The organism is Pseudidiomarina xizangensis (assembly GCF_052541995.1).
Window position 1 is genome coordinate 101,628 of sequence record NZ_JBOBQA010000004.1, and the last position, 21,651, is coordinate 123,278.

Sequence of the window (21,651 nt, forward strand, 5' to 3'; positions counted from 1 at the left end):
ATCTGAAAATCAGGAGACCATATATGATTTATCAGGGTGATAGCATTCGGGTCGAGTTTGTTTCTGACGGTATTGCCGAACTGCAATTTGCAGCCGCCGGCTCAGTCAACAAATTCGACCAGAAAACCTTGGAAGAATTCAGTCAGGCTTTAGCGCAACTTGCCGAAACCAAAGACCTGCGTGGCGTTATCGTCACCAGCAGCAAACCTACTTTCATTGTAGGCGCAGACATCACTGAATTCCAAACTCTCTTTGCTGACGTGGAGCACACCAAAAAGTGGGTGCATAAAGCCTCCCGCGTTTTTGATCAGCTGGAAGACCTGCCAGTTCCAACTGTCGCGGCCGTAGCCGGTTTCGCCCTTGGTGGTGGTTGTGAAGCAACACTTGCTTGTGACTACCGTGTCGCCGATACCACCGCAACCATTGGCCTACCAGAAGTTAAATTGGGGCTTATCCCAGGCTTTGGTGGCACCATGCGGCTGCCGCGCATTATCGGCCCAGACAATGCCTTAGAGTGGATTACCACAGGTAAAAACAACTCTGCGGCGGATGCCCAGAAGATCGGTCTGGTCGATGCTGTGGTAGCACCAGAGAAGCTGCGTGACGCTGCATTATCTATGGTTAAGCAAGCCATCGATGGTGATCTCGATTGGCAAGCAAAACGTCAACCGAAGTTGGATCCGCTGCAAGCCAATGATACTGAATTAACCATGACCTTCGTTACTGCCAAAGGCATGGTCGCCGCTAAAGCAGGCAAACACTATCCTGCACCTCATGCTGCCATCAAAGCAATTGAAGACGGCGCGCGCGCGCACCGTGAAGAAGCTTTGAACGCCGAAAACGAAGCTTTCGTGGGCCTTACCCAAACCGATGCTTGTCATGCACAGGTTGGCATTTTCATGGCTGATCAGTTAGTTAAAAGCAAAGCTAAGAAAGCTGGCAAGCAAGCGACTAAAGAGATCAAAACAGCCGCCGTATTGGGCGCTGGTATCATGGGCGGTGGTATTGCTTACCAATCTGCCTATAAAGGTGTACCTGTCGTCATGAAGGACATCCGTCAGGAAGCTCTCGATCAAGGCATGGATGAAGCCAGCAAGATCCTTAGTAAACAACTCGAGCGCGGCAAACTCGACCATAAGAAAATGGCTAAAGTATTGTCGTCCATTACGCCAACTTTACTCGACGAGGCAGTAAAAGGTGTCGATATTGTCGTTGAAGCTGTTGTTGAAAATCCCGACGTAAAAGGCAAAGTTCTTGCGCAAATGGAAGATGTGGTTGCTGACGATGCGATTATCGTCTCGAACACCTCAACTATTTCTATTGACCGTCTGGCGAAGAACCTCAAAGATCCGTCACGCTTCTGCGGCATGCATTTCTTTAATCCAGTGCATAAAATGCCCTTGGTTGAAGTTATTCGCGGCAAGAAAACCTCTGATGAAACCGTTGCCGCCGTGGTCGCTTATGCGTCACGTATGGGCAAAACCGCGATTGTCGTCAACGATTGCCCAGGCTTCTTAGTGAATCGCGTGTTATTCCCTTACCTTGCAGGCTTTGCCGGCATGGTCGATGAAGGCGCCGATTTCGCCGCTATCGACAAAGTCATGGAGCGTCAGTTTGGCTGGCCGATGGGCCCAGCCTACTTGTCTGATGTGGTGGGTATCGATACCGCCGACCATTGCACCGAGGTTATGGCGGACGGCTTCCCGTCGCGCATGCCGCGTGACACCGACAGCGCTATCGCCAAGCTTGCTGCCGCCGAACGCTATGGCCAGAAGAACGGCAAAGGCTTCTACAACTATGGTGTCGACAAGAAAGGCCGGCCCAGCAAAGAAAAAGCCCCTGAGGTTTATGACATGCTTGGCATCGAAAAAGATGGTGGCAAAGAGTTCAGCGCCGATGAAATCATCGCGCGCACCATGGTGCCAATGGTCAACGAATGCGTTCGCTGCCTTGAAGAAGGCATCGTTAACTCAGCCGCAGAATGCGACATCGCATTCCTCTATGGCTTAGGTTTCCCACCCTTCCGTGGTGGACCATTCCGTTACTTAGAAACCGTGGGCTTAGCTAAGTTCGTCGAACTTGCTGACAAATACGCGCATCTGGGTGAAATGTATCAAGTCACCGATGGCCTGCGCGAAATGGCAAAAGCCAATAAATCGTACTTTGCAGGCTAACGGAGGAAATTATGAAAGACGTAGTTATAGTCGACTGTATTCGCACCCCTATGGGGCGCTCAAAAAACGGTGTATTCCGCAACGTTCGTGCTGAAGACCTCTCGGCACACCTGATGAAAGGTCTGCTGGAACGCAACCCACAGGTTGACGTGAACGAACTGGAAGACATCTATTGGGGCTGTGTTCAGCAAACCCTTGAACAAGGCTTCAACATCGCACGCAACTCCGCGCTTATCGCGGGTATTCCGCATCACGTTGCCGGCGTAACCGTGAATCGCCTGTGTGGCTCGTCCATGCAAGCCATTCACGACGCCACCCGGGCCATCATGGCCGGCGATGGCGAAATCTTTATTGCCGGAGGTGTTGAGCACATGGGTCACGTACCTATGACCCACGGTATTGATTTTCATCCGGGCATGAACAAATCCGTAGCACGGGCATCAGGCTCAATGGGCATGACCGCTGAGCTGCTGGCGCGCAAATTCGAAATCGACCGCGCCGCTCAGGATGCGTTTGGTGCACGCTCGCACCAACGCGCGCACGCAGCCACCGTTGAAGGCCGCTTTGCAAAAGAAATCTTACCGATCCAGGGTCACGATGCGGACGGTGTGTTACGTCTTATCCGCGAAGACGAAACCATTCGCCCGGAAACCACGGTAGAAGGTTTGCAGCAATTACGCCCAGTATTCGACCCAGCCAATGGTACGGTCACAGCCGGCACCTCCTCTGCATTATCAGATGGCGCTGCCGCTACCTTAATCATGTCCGCCGAAAAAGCCAAAGCACTTGGCCTGACCCCACGCGTAAAAATTCGTGCCATGGCCGTAGCCGGTTGTGATCCGTCGATTATGGGTTTCGGACCAGTACCAGCAACCAAGAAAGCACTGCAACGTGCAGGTTTGAGCATCGACGACATCGATCTGTTCGAATTGAACGAAGCCTTCGCAGCTCAGTCACTTCCAGTACTGAAAAGCCTCGGTCTGCTCGATAAAATGGACCAGAAAGTTAACCTTAACGGCGGCGCAATCGCCCTTGGACACCCGCTAGGCTGTTCAGGTGCGCGCATCTCCACCACCTTGATCAACCTCATGGAAGAAAAAGATGCCACATTCGGCGTCGCCACCATGTGTATCGGTCTTGGCCAAGGAATTGCTACCGTCTACGAGCGCATGAGTTAACCTAAGCTTTTGCCTCACACGGTTTTACCGTAAAATAACAAGCCGTAGCAACTTGGTGCTACGGCTTTTTTAATTCATAACCACTGGCTTGGTAAAAAGGAACGCGTGTGTCAGAAGCGATAACAGAATCTCTTGATACCCTTGGGCTACGCTGCCCCGAGCCCGTGATGCTGATCCGCGCCACCATCCGCAAGCTGGAAAATGGCGACTTGCTCGAGGTCATCGCCGACGACCCCGCCACCACCCGTGACATCCCAAGCTTTTGCCGCTTTATGGATCATCAGCTGGTAGTTGCTGAAACCGCTTCAGCACCTTATCGGTATGTGATTCGCAAAGGGATCTAAAGGCAAAAGCGTTGTTCGTTATTCGTTAAAACACAAAAACAAAGGGTGTCGGCCGCATGGATGCGGCCGCCAAGCCCCCAAGGGAAGGGTTCACGGCGTCCCTTGGAAATAGCCTGTCACCCTTGCATTGAAGGCCGAAGCCGAGCTAAATGTACTTCTGCCAGAATTCGGCTTTGCCGGTGGCTTCGTCGAGTTGGTAAGGTTTGAAACCGAATTTGTCATACGCCAGCTTGGCCGGCTCGTTGCCCTCCAGGACCTCGAGCGTTAGCTTCACGCAGCCACGGAATTGTGCCAAGGTTTCCACCTCTTGCAGCAAGCGCTTGGCAATACCCTGCCCACGGAACACTTTAATCACCGCGATATCGTGAATATTCATCACCGGTTTCGCCGCGAAAGTCGAGAATCCCTCAACACAGTTGGCTAAACCCACCGGTTCATCATCGACAAACGCCAGCAACGAGAATACATGCTCGCGCTTTGCCATTTCCTCCACCAGATTTTCTTTAGTTTCACTCGGCAAGGGCTCACCACCGCCCATCGGATCACGCGCATAATCGTCCAGCATAGCTACAACCGCTTGACGGTGCTTAGGATTTTGATAATCGGCTAAAGTTATCTCGACCATGTTTATCTCATGTTGTTAAGGAAAAACGACGCATTTCGTCACAAACCTCATTATAGCAATGACACTGCACCACATGATCATTCACCATACCTACCGCTTGCATAAACGCGTAACAAATCGTCGTGCCTACAAAGCTAAAGCCAGCTTTTTTCAAGGCTTTCGCCATAGTATCAGAAACTTCATCAGAGGTGGGCACGTCACCACCCTGTCGAGCGAAGATCCGCGGCTTTCCATCGCTAAATTGCCACAAGAACTGTTCAAATGACTGCCCTTGGTCGCGAATTTCCAGATACGCACGGGCATTTTTAAATACCGATTCAATTTTAAGACGGTTGCGAACGATGCCTGTGTTTTGCATTAGCTCAGCTTTATAACTTTCAGGCAGAGCGACAATTTTTTCCGGGTCGAAGTTACAGAAGGCTGCTTCGTAATTTTGCTGCTTGCGCAGAATAGTAAGCCAACTTAAACCGGCTTGCTGCCCGTCCAGACACAGCTTCGCAAATAGCTCCTGGCCATCCGCCACAGGGCGGCCCCATACCCTGTCATGGTAACGCACGTAGTCTGGATCCGTGCCGCACCAACTGCATCTTGCAACAGATGTCTGCATTTTTAACTCCGCTCCTGTAACCCTAGGCCAACAAAGGGTATAATTTACGCCACTTTTGATCAAAAATCAGCACGAGTACAACGCATGGCTAGCTATGATGTAAAAACCTTTCAAGGTCTCATCCTCGCGCTCCAAGATTACTGGGCGCAACAGGGGTGTGCCATAGTGCAGCCCCTCGATATGGAAGTGGGCGCCGGTACCTTTCATCCAATGACGTTTTTACGCGCCGTTGGACCTGAACCTGCGAACTTCGCTTATGTGCAACCTTGCCGTCGGCCAACCGACGGCCGGTACGGTGAAAACCCAAACCGCCTGCAACATTATTATCAATTTCAGGTCATTTTGAAGCCTTCACCGAAAAACATCCAACAACTCTATCTTGGTTCCTTAGAACTTTTAGGGTTTGACCCTCTGGTGCACGATATTCGCTTTGTCGAAGACAACTGGGAGTCGCCAACACTCGGCGCCTGGGGGCTTGGTTGGGAAGTTTGGCTAAACGGTATGGAAGTCACCCAGTTTACCTACTTCCAACAAGTTGGCGGACTTGAGTGTCGTCCTGTAGCGGGCGAAATTACCTACGGTCTCGAGCGGCTTGCCATGTATATTCAAGGCGTCGACAGCATTTATGACCTGGTCTGGACCGACGGTCCGCGTGGGAAGATTCGCTACCGCGATGTGTTTCATCAAAACGAAGTTGAGCAATCGACTTACAACTTTGAGCACGCCGCCGTCGATGTGTTATTCGATAGGTTTGACGCGTGTGAGCGCGAGTGTGAGCACTTACTTGAGCATAATTTACCGTTGCCAGCTTATGAGCAGGTTATGCGCGCTTCTCACGCGTTTAACCTGCTCGATGCACGCCACGCTATTTCCGTTACTGAACGTCAACGCTATATTTTGCGGGTTCGTACCATGGCAAAAGGTTGTGCTGCAGCCTACTACGCAGCGCGCGAGGCGCTTGGTTTCCCATTGGCAGAGCAAGGAGCTTAAGTCGTGCAACAAGCTACCCTTTTAGTAGAGATTGGTACTGAAGAGTTACCTCCTAAAACACTTAAGAGCCTGAGCGAAGCCTTTGCGCAAAACCTTGCTCAACAGCTCGACGAACACAACCTAGAGCATGCTGAGGTGCGCTGTTTTGCGACCCCTCGTCGGCTCGCTGTGCAAATGACCGGGGTTGCAAGTCAACAAGCCGATCAAGTGGTCGAAAAACGTGGCCCTTCTGTAGACGTCGCATTCGACGCCGAAGGCGCGCCGACCAAGGCTGCTGAAGGCTGGGCACGTTCAAACGGCATCACCGTTGCACAAGCCGAGCGTCTAAAAACGGATAAGGGCGAATGGTTACTTTACCAAGCAGAGGTTAAAGGGCAGCCCCTTTCAGACCTGTTACCCGCATTTGTACAGCGCGCCCTTGAGCAGCTACCGATTGCTAAACCTATGCGCTGGGGTAACGGTACGGTCCATTTTATTCGGCCAGTACACACCGTAACCCTGATGCATGGCGATCAGCTGATTCCTGGCGAAGTTCTTGGCATCGCTTCAAACAACCACTTGCTTGGACACCGGTTCCATTGTCCTCAAGGCGCGCAATTAAAGCATGCTAACGACTATGAGCAGGAGCTCGAGAAGGCATGGGTGGTCGCTGACTTTGCTAAACGTCGAGCACGAATCGAAGCGGGCATTATTGAACAGGCGAAACAATCCGGTGGCAAGGTTCGTAAAGATAACGAGTTACTCGACGAAGTCACAGCTTTGGTCGAATGGCCCGTTGTTCTGACTGCAAGCTTTGATAAATCATTTCTGGATGTGCCAAAAGAGCCGCTTATTGTCACCATGAAAGATGACCAGCGCTATTTTCCACTTGAGAATGATAAAGGCCAATTAATCCCTCATTTTGTCTTCGTTACCAACATCGAAAGCAAAGATGCGTCACAAATTGTTTTAGGTAACGAACGCGTAGTTCGTCCACGACTTGCCGACGCGCAGTTTTTCTATGAGTCAGACCAGAAAACGCCTTTAGCTGACCGCGTTGCAGCGCTAGATAACGTCCTGTTCCAGAAGAAACTTGGCAGTATTAAAGATAAGTCTGATCGCATTGCACAAGTTGCCGCAGGCATCGCTAAGATGCTTGGTAGCGATCAGGACACCGCGCAGCGCGCGGGTTATCTATGCAAAGCTGACTTGGTGTCACAGATGGTACAGGAATTCCCTGAAACTCAGGGAGTCATGGGTATGCATTACGCTCGCAATGATAACGAGCCTAAGGGCGTTCCAGAGGCGATTTACGAGCATTACTTGCCTCGTTTTAGCGGTGATGCGCTGCCGCAATCGATTCCCGGTTGTGCAGTGGCACTAGCAGATAAGCTTGATTCTTTAGTAGGTATTTTCGGCATTGGCCAGGTACCAAAAGGTGATCGTGACCCATTCGCACTACGCCGTGCCGCTATCGGCCTGCTGCGTATTATCGTAGAAAAAGACTTACCTTTGGACCTGCCTGACTTGGTTAAGCTTTCCCGGGAAAGCTTTGGCGACCAGCTCTCCAGTGCAAGTGTTAGTGATGACGTGGTCGAATTCCTCCTGGGTCGCTTCCGGCCCTGGTATCAAGAACAAGGCGTGAGTGTTGATGTGATTCAAGCCGTCTTAGCGCGCCGACCAACAGCGCCCGTTGATTTCGATAAACGGATTCATGCCGTTGCGAGTTTCCGTCAGTTACCTGAAGCACAAGCTTTAGCTGCAGCCAACAAACGCGTAGCCAACATTCTCGCCAAACTGGACGCTCCGGTTACGGCGAAGATCGATAGTGGTTTGCTATCTGCCAACGAGGAAATCACCCTCGTTAAAGCGCTAGAAGAGGCGGAGTTGCGTGCAGACGAGGCATTGAAGGCAAGCAACTACACTGGTGCTTTAAAGGCGCTAGCAGCGTTACAGAAGCCTGTTGATAGCTTTTTTGACAACGTTATGGTGAATGCTGAGGATGCCGCAGTAAGAACCAATCGTCAGGCTATTTTACAGCGCCTACGTAACTTGTTCCTACAAATCGCTGATATATCAGTTCTTAATTAGCTAGATAACACATTGATCTTAAAGTAAAAAAAGGAGCCGAATGGCTCCTTTTTTGTGTCTTCCAACGAAACTTTCATCGGGGTAGCCGACTAAACATCAAGGTTCGCTACTTTCAGCGCGTTGGTTTCAATAAAGTCACGACGAGGCTCAACATCATCACCCATAAGCGTGGTAAAGAGCTGATCCGCAGCAATCGCGTCTTCAATGGTCACGCGTAGCATCCGTCGCGTATCTGGGTCCATAGTTGTTTCCCATAATTGGTCAGGATTCATCTCACCAAGACCTTTGTAACGCTGAACGTAGATGCCACGTTTAGATTCACTAATCAACCACTCCACCGCTTCTACGAAGTCGTCCACTGGTTTCTCTTTATCACCACGACGGACGTAACCACCAGGCTCGACAATTCCGTTAATCTTCTCGCCGATACTTACCAATTGGTCGTAATCGCGTGACATCAGAAATTCGAAATTAAGCGGGTAGTTGGTGTCGATGCCGTGACGACGGACCGTAATCACCGGTAGATAAAGCTTACGTTCTTCATCAAACTGAATCGACATAGTGTAAGTTGCTGAATTGGTCTCACGGGTCGTCAAATCGTTTTGCAATGTCTCAACCCAATTTTGCATCGCAGCTTCGTCTTTTAACAGTACCTCGTTCAAACGAGGTGCATAAAGTAAGCGTTGTAAAAACGCTTCCGGCATACGGCGCGATAAGCGGACCTTAATGGCGTTTTGAGCAAGTTGGTAGTCATTCACCAAAGTTTCCAGATGCGTACCGGAAATACCAGGCGCTTCCGCATTAACGTGTAGAGAAGCATTTTCTAACGCCAAACTCGTCAAGTACGCAATCAGACCTGGTTCGTCTTTGATGTAGGTCTCCTGCTTACCTTTTTTAACTTTGTAAAGCGGTGGTTGGGCAATATACATATAACCACGTTCGATCAGCTCTGGCATTTGGCGATAGAAAAAGGTCAACAGCAAGGTTCGAATATGCGAGCCGTCGACGTCAGCATCCGTCATGATAATAATGCGGTGATACCGCGTTTTATCGGGATTGTACTCATCACGACCGATGCCGCAACCAAGCGCAGTAATAAGAGTGGCGACTTCTTGCGAAGCCAGCATTTTGTCAAAACGAGCCTTCTCGACGTTTAAGATTTTACCTTTTAACGGCAGAATGGCTTGGAACTTACGGTTGCGCCCCTGCTTCGCAGAACCACCTGCAGAGTCACCCTCCACTATGTACAGTTCTGAAAGTGCAGGATCTTTTTCCTGACAGTCGGCAAGCTTACCTGGCAAACCAGCTAAATCGAGTGCCCCCTTACGACGCGTCATATCACGCGCTTTGCGCGCAGCTTCACGTGCGCGGGCCGCATCAATAATTTTTCCAACGATGATTTTTGCATCGTTAGGTTGCTCAAGTAGGAAATCGCCAAATTTCTCGTTCATTGCCTGTTCGACTGCAGTTTTAACTTCAGAGGAAACAAGTTTTTCTTTTGTCTGTGATGAGAATTTCGGATCCGGAACTTTTACCGAGACAACAGCCGTCAAACCTTCGCGGGCATCATCACCCGTTGCGCTGGTTTTGAATTTCTTATTAAGCCCCTCTTTATCCATGTAAGAGTTCAGCGTGCGGGTCAGTGCAGCACGAAATCCTGCTAAGTGTGTGCCGCCATCGCGTTGTGGAATGTTATTGGTATAACAATAAATATTCTCTTGGAACGAATCGTTCCACTGCATCGAAACCTCAACGGTAGTTCCATCCTCACGCGGCAATATAAAATGGAAAACAGTTTGATGAATGGGTGTCTTCTTATCATTCAGATACCTAACAAAGGCCGATATACCACCTTCATATTTGAAATGGTCATGGCGATCACTGCGCTCATCACGCAAAATGATGGATACACCTGAGTTCAAAAACGATAGTTCACGCAAACGTTTGGCAAGGATGTCATAATGGAACTCAACATCCGCAAACACCTTGGAGCTTGGCCAGAAACGTAATTCAGTACCCGTTTTTTCCGTATCGCCAATCTGCTTGAGCGGCTCAACAGGATCACCCATTTTATAAAATTGCTCGTATACATGGCCTGAGCGACGAATCGTCAGCTGCAAAGTGTCTGACAATGCGTTGACCACGGAGATACCTACACCGTGCAAACCGCCAGAGACCTTATATGAGTTATCGTCAAATTTACCGCCAGCATGTAATACGGTCATGATGACCTGTGCAGCTGATACGCCCTCCTCTTCGTGCATATCTACCGGAATACCACGGCCATCATCTTTAACCGAGACAGAGCCGTCGGAGTGAATCGTGACGACAATATCCTTACAATGTCCCGCGAGAGCTTCGTCAATCGAGTTATCGACGACTTCAAACACCATGTGGTGCAAACCCGTACCGTCATCGGTGTCACCGATGTACATTCCGGGGCGTTTACGAACGGCATCCAATCCTTTGAGGACTTTAATACTGGTCGAATCGTAATTGTTTTCTGCCATAACGAGTTTCTCTATAGTTCCTTGACGGTTCCATGTTCCACGTGGAACATTTTGGTATCAGCGCTTGTAATTATATCAGGCAACTCGCCCTTATTGATCGCTGAAACGAATAACTGTGCTTTAGTGGCAATGAGCGCCTCACAGAACTTTTGCTGACTATCAGCATCGAGCTCTGCGGTAATATCGTCCACCAGATAAATACATTGTACTCCTGTTTGCGCAAAGAGGTACTCGCCTTGCACTACTTTTATTGCCGCAACAAAGAGTTTTAATTGGCCCCTGGACAGAATTGTCTTCACATCCTCCCCGTTTGCTGTCATTTTCAATTCAGCTTTATGAGGCCCTACAATAGCATGCCCGTAACGCTCTTCGGCGGATTTGTTTCTCGCCATTGCTTCACGAAGACTCAGCTCAGCATCCCAGCCTTGTTTTAATTGAATCTTAAACTGGTACTGAGGCAGAAAGTGCTTGAGTCGTTCCTGTAAGACAGGCTCAAAACCCTCCCAGTAGGTTTTCCTCTCCTTCGTAACCTGTTCACCGAGTTCCGCAAATTTAGCTTCCCAGTACGTGCTCTCGGAACTCTTTACGCGCTGCTTTAGTAAACTATTACGTTGCTTAAGGACATGGTTGAATCCTGTAATCGCATCGATATAGCGATGTTCCACGTGGAACACTCCCCAATCGAGAAACTGCCGCCGTAGCTTTGGACCACCTAAAACTAGCTCTACTGTCTCAGGTGTCATTAATTGCACCGGAACTAATTTTGCCATTTGCCCGAATCGGCGGACAAGATCGCCGTCTACTCGTATCTTTACCAAACCCTCGCGATCGCGTTGAAAACCCAATGTATGTTTATCGCCACGCTCACCAGCACCACGGGCAAATATTGTAAAGCTAGAAGTTTCGTGACGGATAATTTGCTTATGGGTCCCTGGTCGAAATGAACGACCAGAGCCCAAACAGTAGATTGATTCCAACAGGCTTGTTTTACCACTACCATTGTCGCCGATAATCAGATTGATTTGACGCTCCGGCGACAGCTTTGCTTCTTTGAAATTACGAAAATCCGTTAACGTTAGCGCGTCAATATGCATAACTAGCTACAGCGCACACCAACTAAAGCCGCATTGGCATAACAACATACAACGACGAGTCATCTTCGTTATCTTCGATGAGACCGCTAGCATCGGGACCGGATAAGGTCATCTTTATCTTATCGCCATCAATGGTATTGAGAACGTCAATTAAGTAGCTGACATTAAATCCAATCTCTAAGCTATCACCTTGATAATCGACCTCTATAACCTCTTCTGCGGTTTCTTGCTCCGGGTTGTTCGCCGTCAAGCACATTTCGCCATTGCTTAGCGTAACGCGGACGCCACGATATTTTTCATTCGATAGGATTGCTGCACGAGAACATGCCTGCTTCAACACATCACGCTCTGCTATTACAAATTTGTCACCGCCTTGTGGAAGTACCCGGCGGTAGTCTGGGAAGCGGCCATCCACTAATTTACTGGTAAACGACATGCCGTTAGTTTCGACGCGAATGTGGTTCGCGCCAATGGCAACCTTTACTTCATTGTCAGCGTCATCAAGCAACCGCATTAATTCAGTAATACCTTTGCGCGGCACAATAACTTGGCGACCGGCTAAATTCGGCTGCGGAATCTCTACCGAGCTCATCGCCAGCCGGTGACCGTCGGTCGCTACCGTACGCAAAGTATTGGTATCGGTTTCAAACAACATGCCGTTGAGATAATAGCGAACATCTTGGTTCGCCATTGAGAAATGAGTGCGCTCCATCAGCTCGCGCAATACACCTTGGGAGGTAACCAACTGAATATCACTGTCCCAGTCGTCAATATTTGGGAAGTCTTCAGCTGGCAGTGTTGCCAGGGTAAACTTACTCCGGCCCGAACGAATCGTGGCTTTTTCACCACTGGCACTAACTTCGACCTGCGCGCCATCGGGCAGACTACGCACGATATCGACCAGTTTCTTAGCCGGTACTGTAAGCTCACCTTCCTCGCCGCCCTCTATAGTGCAAAGGGATACCAGCTCAACTTCCAGGTCGGTACCGGTAAGACGAACATGATCCGGCGCGACCTGAATTAAGACATTAGATAAAATTGGAATCGTGTGACGGCGCTCAACAGCACCACTGACCACTTGAAGCGGCTTTAAAAACGCATCGCGATTGATGGTAAATTTCATCCCGTTGTTCCCCTGTATTCGAGTCCTTGCAGCACCGGCCTTAACTACCACCTATGTTCTTAGGCTGATAACGTGCGGATTAAGTTTCTATAGTCTTCTTTTATATCATGCTGTGCGTCTTTTAATTCTTTAATTTTACGACACGCATGTAAAACCGTAGTGTGGTCACGCCCGCCGAAGGCATCACCAATTTCAGGAAGGCTATGGTTAGTCAGCTCTTTTGCCAACGCCATCGCCAATTGCCGTGGCCGTGCAACAGAACGGCTGCGACGTTTTGATAACAAATCGGCCACCTTAATGTTGTAATATTCGGCGACAGTTTTCTGAATGTTTTCTATTGTCACCAATTTTTCTTGGGCAGCAATTAGATCACGCAATGCTTCACGCACAAAATCGATCGTAATTTGTCGACCAGTGAGATTAACGTTGGCCGCCAAGCGATTAAGCGCTCCTTCAAGTTCGCGTACGTTTGAGCGCAAACGTTTGGCAATAAAGAAAGCCACTTCGTGCGGTAATGTAATTCTGCGTTCTTGTGCCTTGCGAATCAAAATCGCAACCCGGGTCTCAAGTTCCGGCGGCTCGATGGCTATGGTTAATCCCCAACCAAAGCGTGATCGCAAGCGATCCTCGACCCCTTCGATCTCTTTCGGATACAAGTCACTAGTCATTATAATCTGTTGATTACCTTCAAGTAAGGCATTGAAGGTATGAAAGAACTCTTCTTGCGAGCCTTTTTTGTCCGCAAAGAAATGAATGTCGTCAATAAGCAAGGCATCAACCGAGCGATAGTAACGCTTAAATTCGTTAATTGAGTTATTTCTCAATGCGTTAACCATGTCCTGAACGAAACGCTCAGCGCGCATGTAGAAAACCTTCGCACCTTTCTTATTCGCCATGATTGCATTGCCTACAGCGTGTAACAAGTGGGTTTTACCCAAACCTGTACCACCATAAACGAATAGTGGGTTATAAACTCCACCAGGATTTTCAGCTACCTGTGCTGCAGCAGCACGAGCTAATTGGTTCGACTTGCCCTCGACAAAGTTATCAAAGGTGTATTCTGGGTGAATGTTGCATTCAAACGCCGGTGCGGGGCCATCGTCATCCCAAGGATTCTGCCGCCGGGTTGGACGCTCCGCCGCTCGCCGGGGCTCGGCACGCTGGGTTGGGCGCGCATTATCTTTTGGCTTACCCTCGATACCGCCTACAGCAAAAGATACGCTTGGCATCTCGCTACCCTTTTCTTTCGCCGCTTCACCTAAGTAATCGTTAATCAGGTTCAAGTACTTGTCTTTCACCCAATCGACCACATACATATTCGGCGCGTACAACGTCAGCGTTTGATCCGCTTGATCAGCTTGAAGAGGACGAATCCACGTATTGAAATGTTGCGTCGACAGCTCGCTTTGTAGGCGTTCGGTACATTGATCCCACAGCGATTTATTCACACTCGACTCCCTGCATTTTTTATAGCAACGACGATCCTCGCTGATGCCCACTCTTACACCACTTTGTCACCAAAGACGCGAAAATCGACCGTGAAATATTGTATAATTAGAATCCTTCGATTGTACTGAAGTCGCTCTAGAATCGCTAGCCTGAAAGGTAAATAATGCGACCAACAGCATGACGGTTATCCACAATAAGAATCATTCTTTTTCTCAGTTTGTGGATAGCTTTTAACGTTGACTTTGATCCTTTTTCTCGTTAGAATTCGCGCTCTAAATTTTTGGTCACTCGATTACGGAAGTAACGTCATGAAAAGAACATTTCAACCAAGCGTATTAAAGCGCAAACGTAGTCACGGTTTCCGTGCTCGTATGGCAACTAAAAACGGCCGCCAGGTTCTGGCTCGTCGTCGTGCCAAGGGCCGCAAAGTCCTGTCTGCGTAATTGAAGCAGTATTCCTATGGCCGGGAGTTACGTCTGTTAACTCCCGCTCAATTTCAGCAAGTCTTTAATGCCCCCCCGGTGAAGGCCGTTACGGCTGAGCTCACCATGCTCGCAACACCCAATCAGCTTGATCATCCACGCATAGGCGTCACTATTTCGAAAAAACGTGCGAAACGCGCTGTTGATCGAAATCGAATAAAACGCAAGATTCGCGAGAATTTTAGGCTAAAACAGCATAAAATACCGGCATTCGACATTATCGTCATAGCGAAAAGCGGTATCGTCGATCTTGAAACTGATGCTTTGCAACAACGGCTCGATTATTTATGGCGAACATTAAGCAAGCGGTGCGTGCAATACCTATCGGCTGCATCCGACTCTACCAGTGGTTCATAAGCCCACTCATCGGTCCGCGCTGTAGGTTCCAACCTACTTGCTCGCAATACGCCATCGAAGCGATACAAAAGCATGGTATGATGCGGGGCTTCTGGCTTGCCAGTAAACGCATTAGTAAATGTCATCCCGGTCATCCGGGCGGCTTCGACCCGGTGCCAGACGCAAAAGCATCGGAATTAACGAACGAAAGTACAAAAGAGACGAAGGACTTATGAATTCGCCACGTTCCATATTGTTTATTGCTTTTTTGGTAGTGAGCTTTTTTCTCTATCAGAACTGGCTCGTTGATACAGCGCCAGGGACCCAGAAAGCAGCGCAGGCACCAACACCAACCACGCAGACTTCGAGCGACAGCGGTGTTCCCGCTGCCAACCCGGAATTGCGTGCCGACGGCAGTGTGCCAGCTACGGCGGCACCCGGCGAGACACCGAGCCCAGCTATGGCAGCTCAAGGTGCCCGCGTCAGCGTCACAACAGACGTTTTGGACGTTAAAATTGCGCTTCGCGGCGGTGATGTCGTCAATGCCCAATTACGAGAATTTGCTCGCACCCAAGATTCTGAAGCCCGTTTCGAGCTTCTCCATTCCGATCCTACTCAGCTTTATATCGCGCAATCAGGTTTAGTAGGCAGAAATGGCACTGATTCAGCCGCAGGTCGTCCGGTGTTCTACGTGGAACGTGACAGTTACACCATGTCTGGCGACTCCCTACGCGTACCTTTGACCTATACCCTGGATGACGGTTCGAAAATCACTAAAACCTTTGTCTTCACCAAAGGTTCGTACGCAATTGATGTTCTTTACACCATCGAGAACGCCGGCAGCCAACATAAAGAAGTTCAATTTTACGCGCAGCTAAAACAGCTCATTACTGACGCTGGCGGTAGCATGATGATGCCTACCTATAAGGGTGGCGCTTACTCATGGGATGAAGACCGTTACGAGAAATACTCGTTCGACGATATGCGCGACAAACCCTTGAGCATTGCCACTGAAGACGGTTGGGTTGGCATGTTAGAGCACTATTTTGTTAGTGCCTGGATTCCACGCAGCGAAGGCACAAAACAACTTTCTTCAAGTGTGTTGAGCGGCAATCAAGCACTGATGCGGGTGATTTATCCGACCGCCACCATCGCTCCTAATAGCCAAGCTGAAATTCGTGCGACTCTGTTTGTCGGCCCGAAAGACCAGGATGCCATGGCTGCCGTTGCCGAGAACCTCGACCTGACCGTTGATTATGGTTTCTTGTGGTGGCTGGCACAGCCGATCTTTAAGTTATTGCAATTCTTACAAAGCTTCCTGATTAACTGGGGCTTATCGATCATTGCCGTTACCGTAATCATTAAAGCACTGCTCTACCCGCTCACCAAAGCACAATATGTGTCGATGGCAAAAATGCGGATGATCCAGCCGAAAATGAAAGCGTTGCGTGAGCGTCATGGCGATGACCGTCAGAAAATGTCGCAAGCAATGATGAAGCTCTACAAAGAAGAAAAAGTTAATCCGCTTGGTGGCTGTCTACCAATGCTGCTGCAACTTCCAATCTTCCTATCCTTATACTGGGTACTGTTGGAAAGTGTAGAACTGCGTCACGCGCCACTATTCCTGTGGATTGAAGATTTATCGGCGAAAGACCCCTATTACATTCTGCCATTACTAATGGGTGCATCCATGTGGTACATGCAGCGTCTGCAACCTACGCCAGGCACTGACCCGATGCAACAGAAACTAATGCAGTACATGCCGGTTATCTTTACCGTGTTCTTCCTGTGGTTCCCATCAGGCCTGGTGTTGTACTGGTTGAGTAACAACTTGATCACTGTCGCGCAGATGCAGTGGATTTACCGCGGGCTGGAAAAGAAAGGTATGATGGAGCGGCGTAAGAAAAAATGAGCTTCGAGCTAAGTAACGATACCATCGTCGCTCAGGCTACCCCGCCCGGCAGTGGTGGGGTTGGTATCGTTCGTGTCAGTGGTCCGGCAACCAAAGCTATTGCTGAGGCAATGCTTGGCCACTGTCCTCCCCCTCGTAAAGCTGAATACCTACCCTTTAAAGATACCCAAGGCCATCTTCTCGATGAGGGGATTGCCTTGTTTTTCGCAGGCCCCAACTCGTTCACCGGTGAAGACGTCCTCGAACTGCAAGGCCACGGTGGCCCTGTTCTTATCGACATGATCGTTAAAGCGGTTCTCGATTTGCCTGGTGTGCGCCCAGCACGGCCCGGTGAATTCAGCGAACGCGCTTTTCTTAACGATAAGCTTGATTTAACCCAGGCAGAAGCCATCGCCGACCTAATCGACACCACCTCAGAGCAAGCTGCCAAAGCCGCCTTACAGAGCTTGCAGGGTGGCTTCTCGCATGAGATTGATCAGCTGGTCGATGCAGTTATTCAGTTACGCATGTATGTCGAAGCCGCTATCGACTTCCCGGAAGAGGAAATCGACTTTCTGAGCGACGGCAAAGTCACGGCCGACCTTGAGGCGATTCTTGATCACATGCAGCAGGTCATGGTGCAAGCCAAGCAAGGCTCATTGCTTCGTGAAGGGATGAAGGTGGTTATTGCTGGGCGCCCGAATGCGGGTAAATCCAGTTTGCTTAACGCTTTAGCCGGCCGTGAGTCCGCTATCGTCACCGCTATCGCTGGCACCACCCGCGACGTCTTACGTGAACACATTCAGATTGACGGTATGCCGTTGCACATCATCGACACGGCAGGGTTACGTGAAAGCCCTGACGAAGTCGAGAAAATTGGTATTCAACGCGCCTGGGATGAAATCCGCGGTGCCGACCGTGTCCTTTTCATGGTCGACGCCACTGAAACCAACGCTGTGCATCCCGCCGATATCTGGCCGGAGTTCTTCGAGCAGTTGCCTGCCGAATTGCCCTACACGGTGATACGCAACAAAGTTGATTTAAATGCCGAGCCGGTAGAATTGGAAGATATTAGTGGCGTTCCTGTGCTACACCTGTCAGCGAAAACAGGCCACGGCGTGGAGCTGCTACGCGAACATCTGAAACACTGCGTTGGCTACCAGGCCACCAGTGAAGGCAGCTTCATGGCACGACGCCGTCACCTCGATGCGCTGACCAAAGCACGTGAGCACTTACTTACCGGTCAAGACGCGCTAGAACAACATATCGCTGGCGAAATTCTCGCCGAAGAGCTGCGGTTAGCACAGCAACATCTGAATGAAATCACCGGTGAATTCACCTCCGATGATCTGCTTGGCAAAATTTTTAGTTCGTTTTGTATCGGCAAGTAATTCGCAGCGATAGACCTGTAGTTTAAGGTTGCCCTTCACAGACATCCCAATGCACCACTGTCGACACGATGCATTGAACGCTTCCGTTCTCCAGCGTTGAGCTCGTCTCAGTTCGAGCCCTGGTGCGCGGTCACGTCTCCTATATAATTTACCCGAAAGGCCAATCTGTCTTGTGATGGATCACCGTTAAATGTGCCCATGTGATGGAGGTTGTTCTAATTGTGCTGAAAGCTGATTGAGATATTTTCCAATCCCACAGAGAAACCAGTCAAATCTGTACCTCTCGTGAGAAATTGGAAAGATTGAGACCCTGCAGCGTTCGCAAGAACGTCAGCCATCATATCTTCCAGCTCTGCTCGATAACTTGCACTGGTAAAATAACGTACCGGGCTTACACTACAGTCCTCTCCGCCACTGTTCGGGTCTGAACTTGATTTTTGTTCGTCAGCACTTAACCCCACGGAAATGTCATTGTTAGTAATATCCGTTACTGCTGGTGCCGCGCGCATCATCTCCCTGGTCGGTCTGATAAAACAGTTGAAGATCCGCGAGCTCGTGGTGGTTTATCGTCAATGCAGTGATAACTGGCGTAGAACGGTTGCAGAACGAGCCGCTACACGGATAGTTCACGCGATACTTGAACGCTTCTTCGGAGATGGGATTCGCGATGATAAAGGTGCTGAACACTGGGTCACAAACAACGTCATCTGGTGTCGGTGCTGAAGTACCAGTATTAGTAAAGTAACAATTCGGCGCTGTGATGTCAGCGGTGGGTCTGTTAGGCTCAATGCTGGGCTTTGGTGAGACAGCGGTCGCTTTGATGATCGCGCTGTATAGTGCGCAAGATAGTTTTGGCACCGCATGTAATGTTACAGGAGACGGCGCAGTCGCGTTATTGGTGGATGACCGCAACAACAACTAAGTTCGCGCAGTTTGGTTTTGATTACACACGTTTCCGGTTCGGCATTCGAACCGGCAGCGCTGCCTGTCTCGCTCTCTTTCTTGCTTGGGCCATAGGTCTAGAACATCCGCAATGGGCCGCCATGACCGTTTGGTCGGTATCCCAACCTACCCGCGGCTTGCTCCTCGAAAAAGCCGGTTTTCGCGCGCTGGGTACCATCATCGGTACCAGCGTCGGCATTCTTATCGTCATCCTGACCCAGGATGTCACCATGCTTGCGGGGTTAATGCTGACGGTATGGGTGGTCGCCTGCGTTTATGCCTCAACCCTGCTGCATGGCCTGTTATCCTACGGTGCGGTGTTAGCAGGCTACTCAGCGTCAATGGTGGTACTGTTAACGCGCTCCTCAGATGCCTTATTACATATCGGCGTCGACCGGTTTATTACGGTGATGCTGGGCATTCTCACAGCACTGGTCATTGGCTGGTTGTTTACTTATAAACGAGCAGAGCAAACCTTAGTTAATAAAGTGCGCAGACAAACGTCTGCTAACTTGCAGTTGCTGGCGAAGGCTTTCGATCAAGGTAGTATCGAGAAATTGCCGGTTCATGATCACATCACCCAGCTCGCTCATTTAGAAACCCAGCTTATTGAGCACGGCACAGGTTCTCCTTCTGCGCACCTGTCAGCAAAACTGCTCCGCCGGCTGCTCAATGCACAACTGGGAGTTTTTGCGCAGCTTGAAACGCTGCATTTCAATGGTGTTAAGTTAGCGCCCCATCCGGAATTAAGTGAGGCCTTGCAGACCTGTGCCCAGGCGATTATCGATAACGATCCTAAACGGATGCGGGCGACGGTGATTGCATTACACCCGCTCGTCGCCAAAACGCCTATCGCAGAAGCCTTTTTTGAATTTGAACACGCTGCCACCGAGCGCCTCGCCTTTCGTGGCAGTGGCGCCGCCGCACAATCGGTCCGTACACCGTCGGTGTTACTTCACCGCGACTGGCGCGGTGCCAAAGAGTCCGCTTTGCGGACCTTCGCCGTGATGGCTTTAATCAGCATTCTCTGGGGCGTTACAGGATGGGCACCATTAGCCTTTCTGTTACTCGGTGCGTCAGTGATGTTAACCCTATTCTCCACCGCCGAAAATCCAGCTAAAACCATGTATTTCGTGTTTATTGGCCAAGCCGCGGGTGCCATGCTCGCGCTCTTGATACAAGCCTTTTTATGGCCGCATACCGACAGTATTCTTACTATGCTTTTGTGCTTAGTACCGATTGTGTTACTGGCAGGTATCCCGATGGCGCACAATCGCACCTCGCCGGGCTCGATGGACTTTATCTTAGTCTTTTTACTGTTGATGCAACCCAACCTGCACTATCACTTTGACGCGGTGCAATCGATTAGCATAGCGCTGGCAGTGACGGCTGCGCCTCTGCTAGCTATGGCAAGCTACAAACTGGTATTTCCCACCAATCTCCGCAGTCGACAACGGCATTTGTTGCAGGCTCTGGAACGTGAATTACAGGATATTGAACAACGAAGTCTTACTAAACAGCAGTTGGAACGCTACCGCGCGCGCTTTTATCATCGGCTATTCAAGCTCTATAAACTGGCCGACAAGCTTGATTTTAATGCGAAATTGACCGCCGCGCGCTGGCTCTTGCGGGTGCAACAAGAACTAAATAAACAGCAATCGACGCCGCCTGTATAAAAAAACGAGCCGCAGCTCGCTTTTGAAGTTCTCCAATTCGCCTGCTGGTTGTTATTGCTCGCGGTTAGGAACAATACGCAGTTCAACCCGTCGGTTTAACTGACGACCACTTTGGGTTTCATTCGTTGCTACCGGCTGCGCTTCGCCGAATCCAATCGTTGTAATACGACGCCCATCTACACCATTACGGTTTAAGTGCTTGTGGATGGCCAAGGCACGGTTCTCCGATAAGCGTTGATTGTATTCAGCTGAACCCGTGCTGTCGGTATGCCCTTCAACCACCATGGTGGTTTTTTCGTACTTTTGCAAAACCCGCGCGACATCATTCAACACTGGATCAAAATTACTTGCGATCGCGGTACTATCGGTACCAAAAGTAATATTACTCGGCAGCTGCAAACGAATGGTGTCGCCGTCACGAATAACTTCTACGCCGCTTCCCGAGAGCTCTTCACGAAATTCCCGTTCTTGCTTGTCCATGTATGCGCCTATAGCACCACCTGCGAGCGCGCCAACTGCGGCACCCCAAACATAACGGCTCTTATCATGATCGCCGGTTCCTTTACCTATGACGGCACCAGCAACAGCGCCAATCGCCGCCCCTTTTTGGGTGTTTGACATAGGCGTCTGACAACCTGCCAGCACAACTGCTGTGGCAGCAACTAATGGGATCCATTTATTCATGATGTAACCTCGATAACTGAGATGAACGCTGTTGCGTTCTAGGTCTTTAAAAATAGCACAGCGCCGGTAAAGTGCGAGGTTGTTT

General features: G+C 49.9%; 19 protein-coding genes and 1 pseudogene. 13 read left to right on the plus strand and 7 right to left on the minus strand.

What is annotated here, in order from left to right:
* Positions 1-23 precede the first annotated feature (23 nt).
* The 3 genes from fadB to tusA all read left to right on the plus strand — a co-directional run bounded on the left by fadB (position 24) and on the right by tusA (position 3,696).
* Positions 24-2,174 (plus strand): fatty acid oxidation complex subunit alpha FadB, encoded by a 2,151-nt coding sequence (gene fadB / locus ACQ5ES_RS09910; protein ID WP_445016376.1) that lies wholly within the window; start codon positions 24-26, stop codon positions 2,172-2,174.
* 11 nt (positions 2,175-2,185) lie between these two features.
* On the plus strand, positions 2,186-3,352 hold the full coding sequence (gene fadA / locus ACQ5ES_RS09915; protein ID WP_445016378.1) for an acetyl-CoA C-acyltransferase FadA: 1,167 nt from the start codon (positions 2,186-2,188) through the stop codon (positions 3,350-3,352).
* A 107-nt stretch (positions 3,353-3,459) separates the two neighbouring features.
* The gene (gene tusA / locus ACQ5ES_RS09920; protein WP_445016380.1) at positions 3,460-3,696 is read left to right on the plus strand and encodes a sulfurtransferase TusA; all 237 of its coding nucleotides are present in this window, start codon (positions 3,460-3,462) and stop codon (positions 3,694-3,696) included.
* Positions 3,697-3,841: 145 nt separating this feature from the next.
* Here the strand turns inward: tusA and ACQ5ES_RS09925 are convergent, their stop codons facing one another.
* On the minus strand, positions 3,842-4,321 hold the full coding sequence (locus ACQ5ES_RS09925; protein ID WP_445016382.1) for a GNAT family N-acetyltransferase: 480 nt from the start codon (positions 4,319-4,321) through the stop codon (positions 3,842-3,844).
* 7 nt (positions 4,322-4,328) lie between these two features.
* Positions 4,329-4,928, minus strand: coding sequence for a DNA-3-methyladenine glycosylase I (locus ACQ5ES_RS09930; protein ID WP_445016384.1), 600 nt, complete (start codon positions 4,926-4,928; stop codon positions 4,329-4,331).
* 84 nt (positions 4,929-5,012) lie between these two features.
* On the opposite strand from ACQ5ES_RS09930, the gene glyQ reads away from it, so the two are divergent.
* Both glyQ and glyS read left to right on the plus strand, forming a co-directional pair.
* The gene (glyQ, locus tag ACQ5ES_RS09935; RefSeq protein WP_445016386.1) at positions 5,013-5,918 is read left to right on the plus strand and encodes a glycine--tRNA ligase subunit alpha; all 906 of its coding nucleotides are present in this window, start codon (positions 5,013-5,015) and stop codon (positions 5,916-5,918) included.
* 3 nt (positions 5,919-5,921) lie between these two features.
* Positions 5,922-7,988 carry a glycine--tRNA ligase subunit beta gene (glyS, locus tag ACQ5ES_RS09940; protein ID WP_445016388.1) on the plus strand — a complete coding sequence of 689 codons (2,067 nt, stop codon included), beginning with the start codon at positions 5,922-5,924 and terminating at the stop codon, positions 7,986-7,988.
* Between the two features lie 89 nt (positions 7,989-8,077).
* On the opposite strand, the gene gyrB is transcribed toward glyS, so the two are convergent.
* From gyrB to dnaA, 4 genes are read right to left on the minus strand one after another with little or no spacing between them, the layout of a single operon-like run.
* Positions 8,078-10,498 (minus strand): DNA topoisomerase (ATP-hydrolyzing) subunit B, encoded by a 2,421-nt coding sequence (gene gyrB, locus ACQ5ES_RS09945; RefSeq protein ID WP_445016390.1) that lies wholly within the window; start codon positions 10,496-10,498, stop codon positions 8,078-8,080.
* Positions 10,499-10,509: 11 nt separating this feature from the next.
* Positions 10,510-11,592, minus strand: a complete 1,083-nt coding sequence (gene recF / locus ACQ5ES_RS09950) for a DNA replication/repair protein RecF (RefSeq protein WP_445016392.1) — start codon at positions 11,590-11,592, stop codon at positions 10,510-10,512.
* Between the two features lie 22 nt (positions 11,593-11,614).
* Positions 11,615-12,715, minus strand: a complete 1,101-nt coding sequence (gene dnaN / locus ACQ5ES_RS09955; RefSeq protein ID WP_445016394.1) for a DNA polymerase III subunit beta — start codon at positions 12,713-12,715, stop codon at positions 11,615-11,617.
* Positions 12,716-12,774: 59 nt separating this feature from the next.
* Positions 12,775-14,163: a chromosomal replication initiator protein DnaA gene (gene dnaA / locus ACQ5ES_RS09960; RefSeq protein WP_445016396.1), complete on the minus strand. Its 1,389-nt coding sequence runs from the start codon at positions 14,161-14,163 to the stop codon at positions 12,775-12,777.
* Positions 14,164-14,472: 309 nt separating this feature from the next.
* On the opposite strand from dnaA, the gene rpmH reads away from it, so the two are divergent.
* The 8 genes and pseudogenes from rpmH (at position 14,473) to ACQ5ES_RS10000 (ending at position 20,882) form a co-directional block, all read left to right on the plus strand.
* The gene (rpmH, locus tag ACQ5ES_RS09965) at positions 14,473-14,607 is read left to right on the plus strand and encodes a 50S ribosomal protein L34 (RefSeq protein WP_082863315.1); all 135 of its coding nucleotides are present in this window, start codon (positions 14,473-14,475) and stop codon (positions 14,605-14,607) included.
* The gene (gene rnpA / locus ACQ5ES_RS09970; RefSeq protein WP_445016398.1) at positions 14,608-15,003 is read left to right on the plus strand and encodes a ribonuclease P protein component; all 396 of its coding nucleotides are present in this window, start codon (positions 14,608-14,610) and stop codon (positions 15,001-15,003) included. It begins immediately after the preceding gene.
* A complete protein-coding gene (gene yidD, locus ACQ5ES_RS09975) occupies positions 14,934-15,218 on the plus strand; it encodes a membrane protein insertion efficiency factor YidD (protein WP_126763041.1) in 285 nt (94 codons plus the stop codon). The genes rnpA and yidD overlap by 70 nt, the downstream gene beginning before the upstream one ends.
* A complete protein-coding gene (yidC, locus tag ACQ5ES_RS09980) occupies positions 15,215-16,894 on the plus strand; it encodes a membrane protein insertase YidC (protein ID WP_445016400.1) in 1,680 nt (559 codons plus the stop codon). Before yidD ends, yidC begins: the two co-directional genes overlap by 4 nt.
* Positions 16,891-18,264, plus strand: a complete 1,374-nt coding sequence (gene mnmE / locus ACQ5ES_RS09985) for a tRNA uridine-5-carboxymethylaminomethyl(34) synthesis GTPase MnmE (protein WP_445016402.1) — start codon at positions 16,891-16,893, stop codon at positions 18,262-18,264. Before yidC ends, mnmE begins: the two co-directional genes overlap by 4 nt.
* A 471-nt stretch (positions 18,265-18,735) precedes the next feature.
* The gene (locus ACQ5ES_RS09990) at positions 18,736-18,987 is read left to right on the plus strand and encodes a hypothetical protein (protein WP_445016404.1); all 252 of its coding nucleotides are present in this window, start codon (positions 18,736-18,738) and stop codon (positions 18,985-18,987) included.
* A gap of 28 nt (positions 18,988-19,015) precedes the next feature.
* Positions 19,016-19,186 (plus strand): annotated as a pseudogene (locus ACQ5ES_RS09995) (cation:dicarboxylate symporter family transporter); the annotation flags it as partial.
* Positions 19,167-20,882 carry an FUSC family protein gene (locus ACQ5ES_RS10000; protein WP_445016406.1) on the plus strand — a complete coding sequence of 572 codons (1,716 nt, stop codon included), beginning with the start codon at positions 19,167-19,169 and terminating at the stop codon, positions 20,880-20,882. The pseudogene ACQ5ES_RS09995 and the gene ACQ5ES_RS10000, both read left to right, overlap by 20 nt.
* 51 nt (positions 20,883-20,933) lie before the next feature.
* Here the strand turns inward: ACQ5ES_RS10000 and ACQ5ES_RS10005 are convergent, their stop codons facing one another.
* Positions 20,934-21,566, minus strand: a complete 633-nt coding sequence (locus ACQ5ES_RS10005; RefSeq protein ID WP_445016408.1) for a YiaD family glycine zipper/OmpA-like lipoprotein — start codon at positions 21,564-21,566, stop codon at positions 20,934-20,936.
* Between the last annotated feature and the right edge of the window lie 85 nt (positions 21,567-21,651).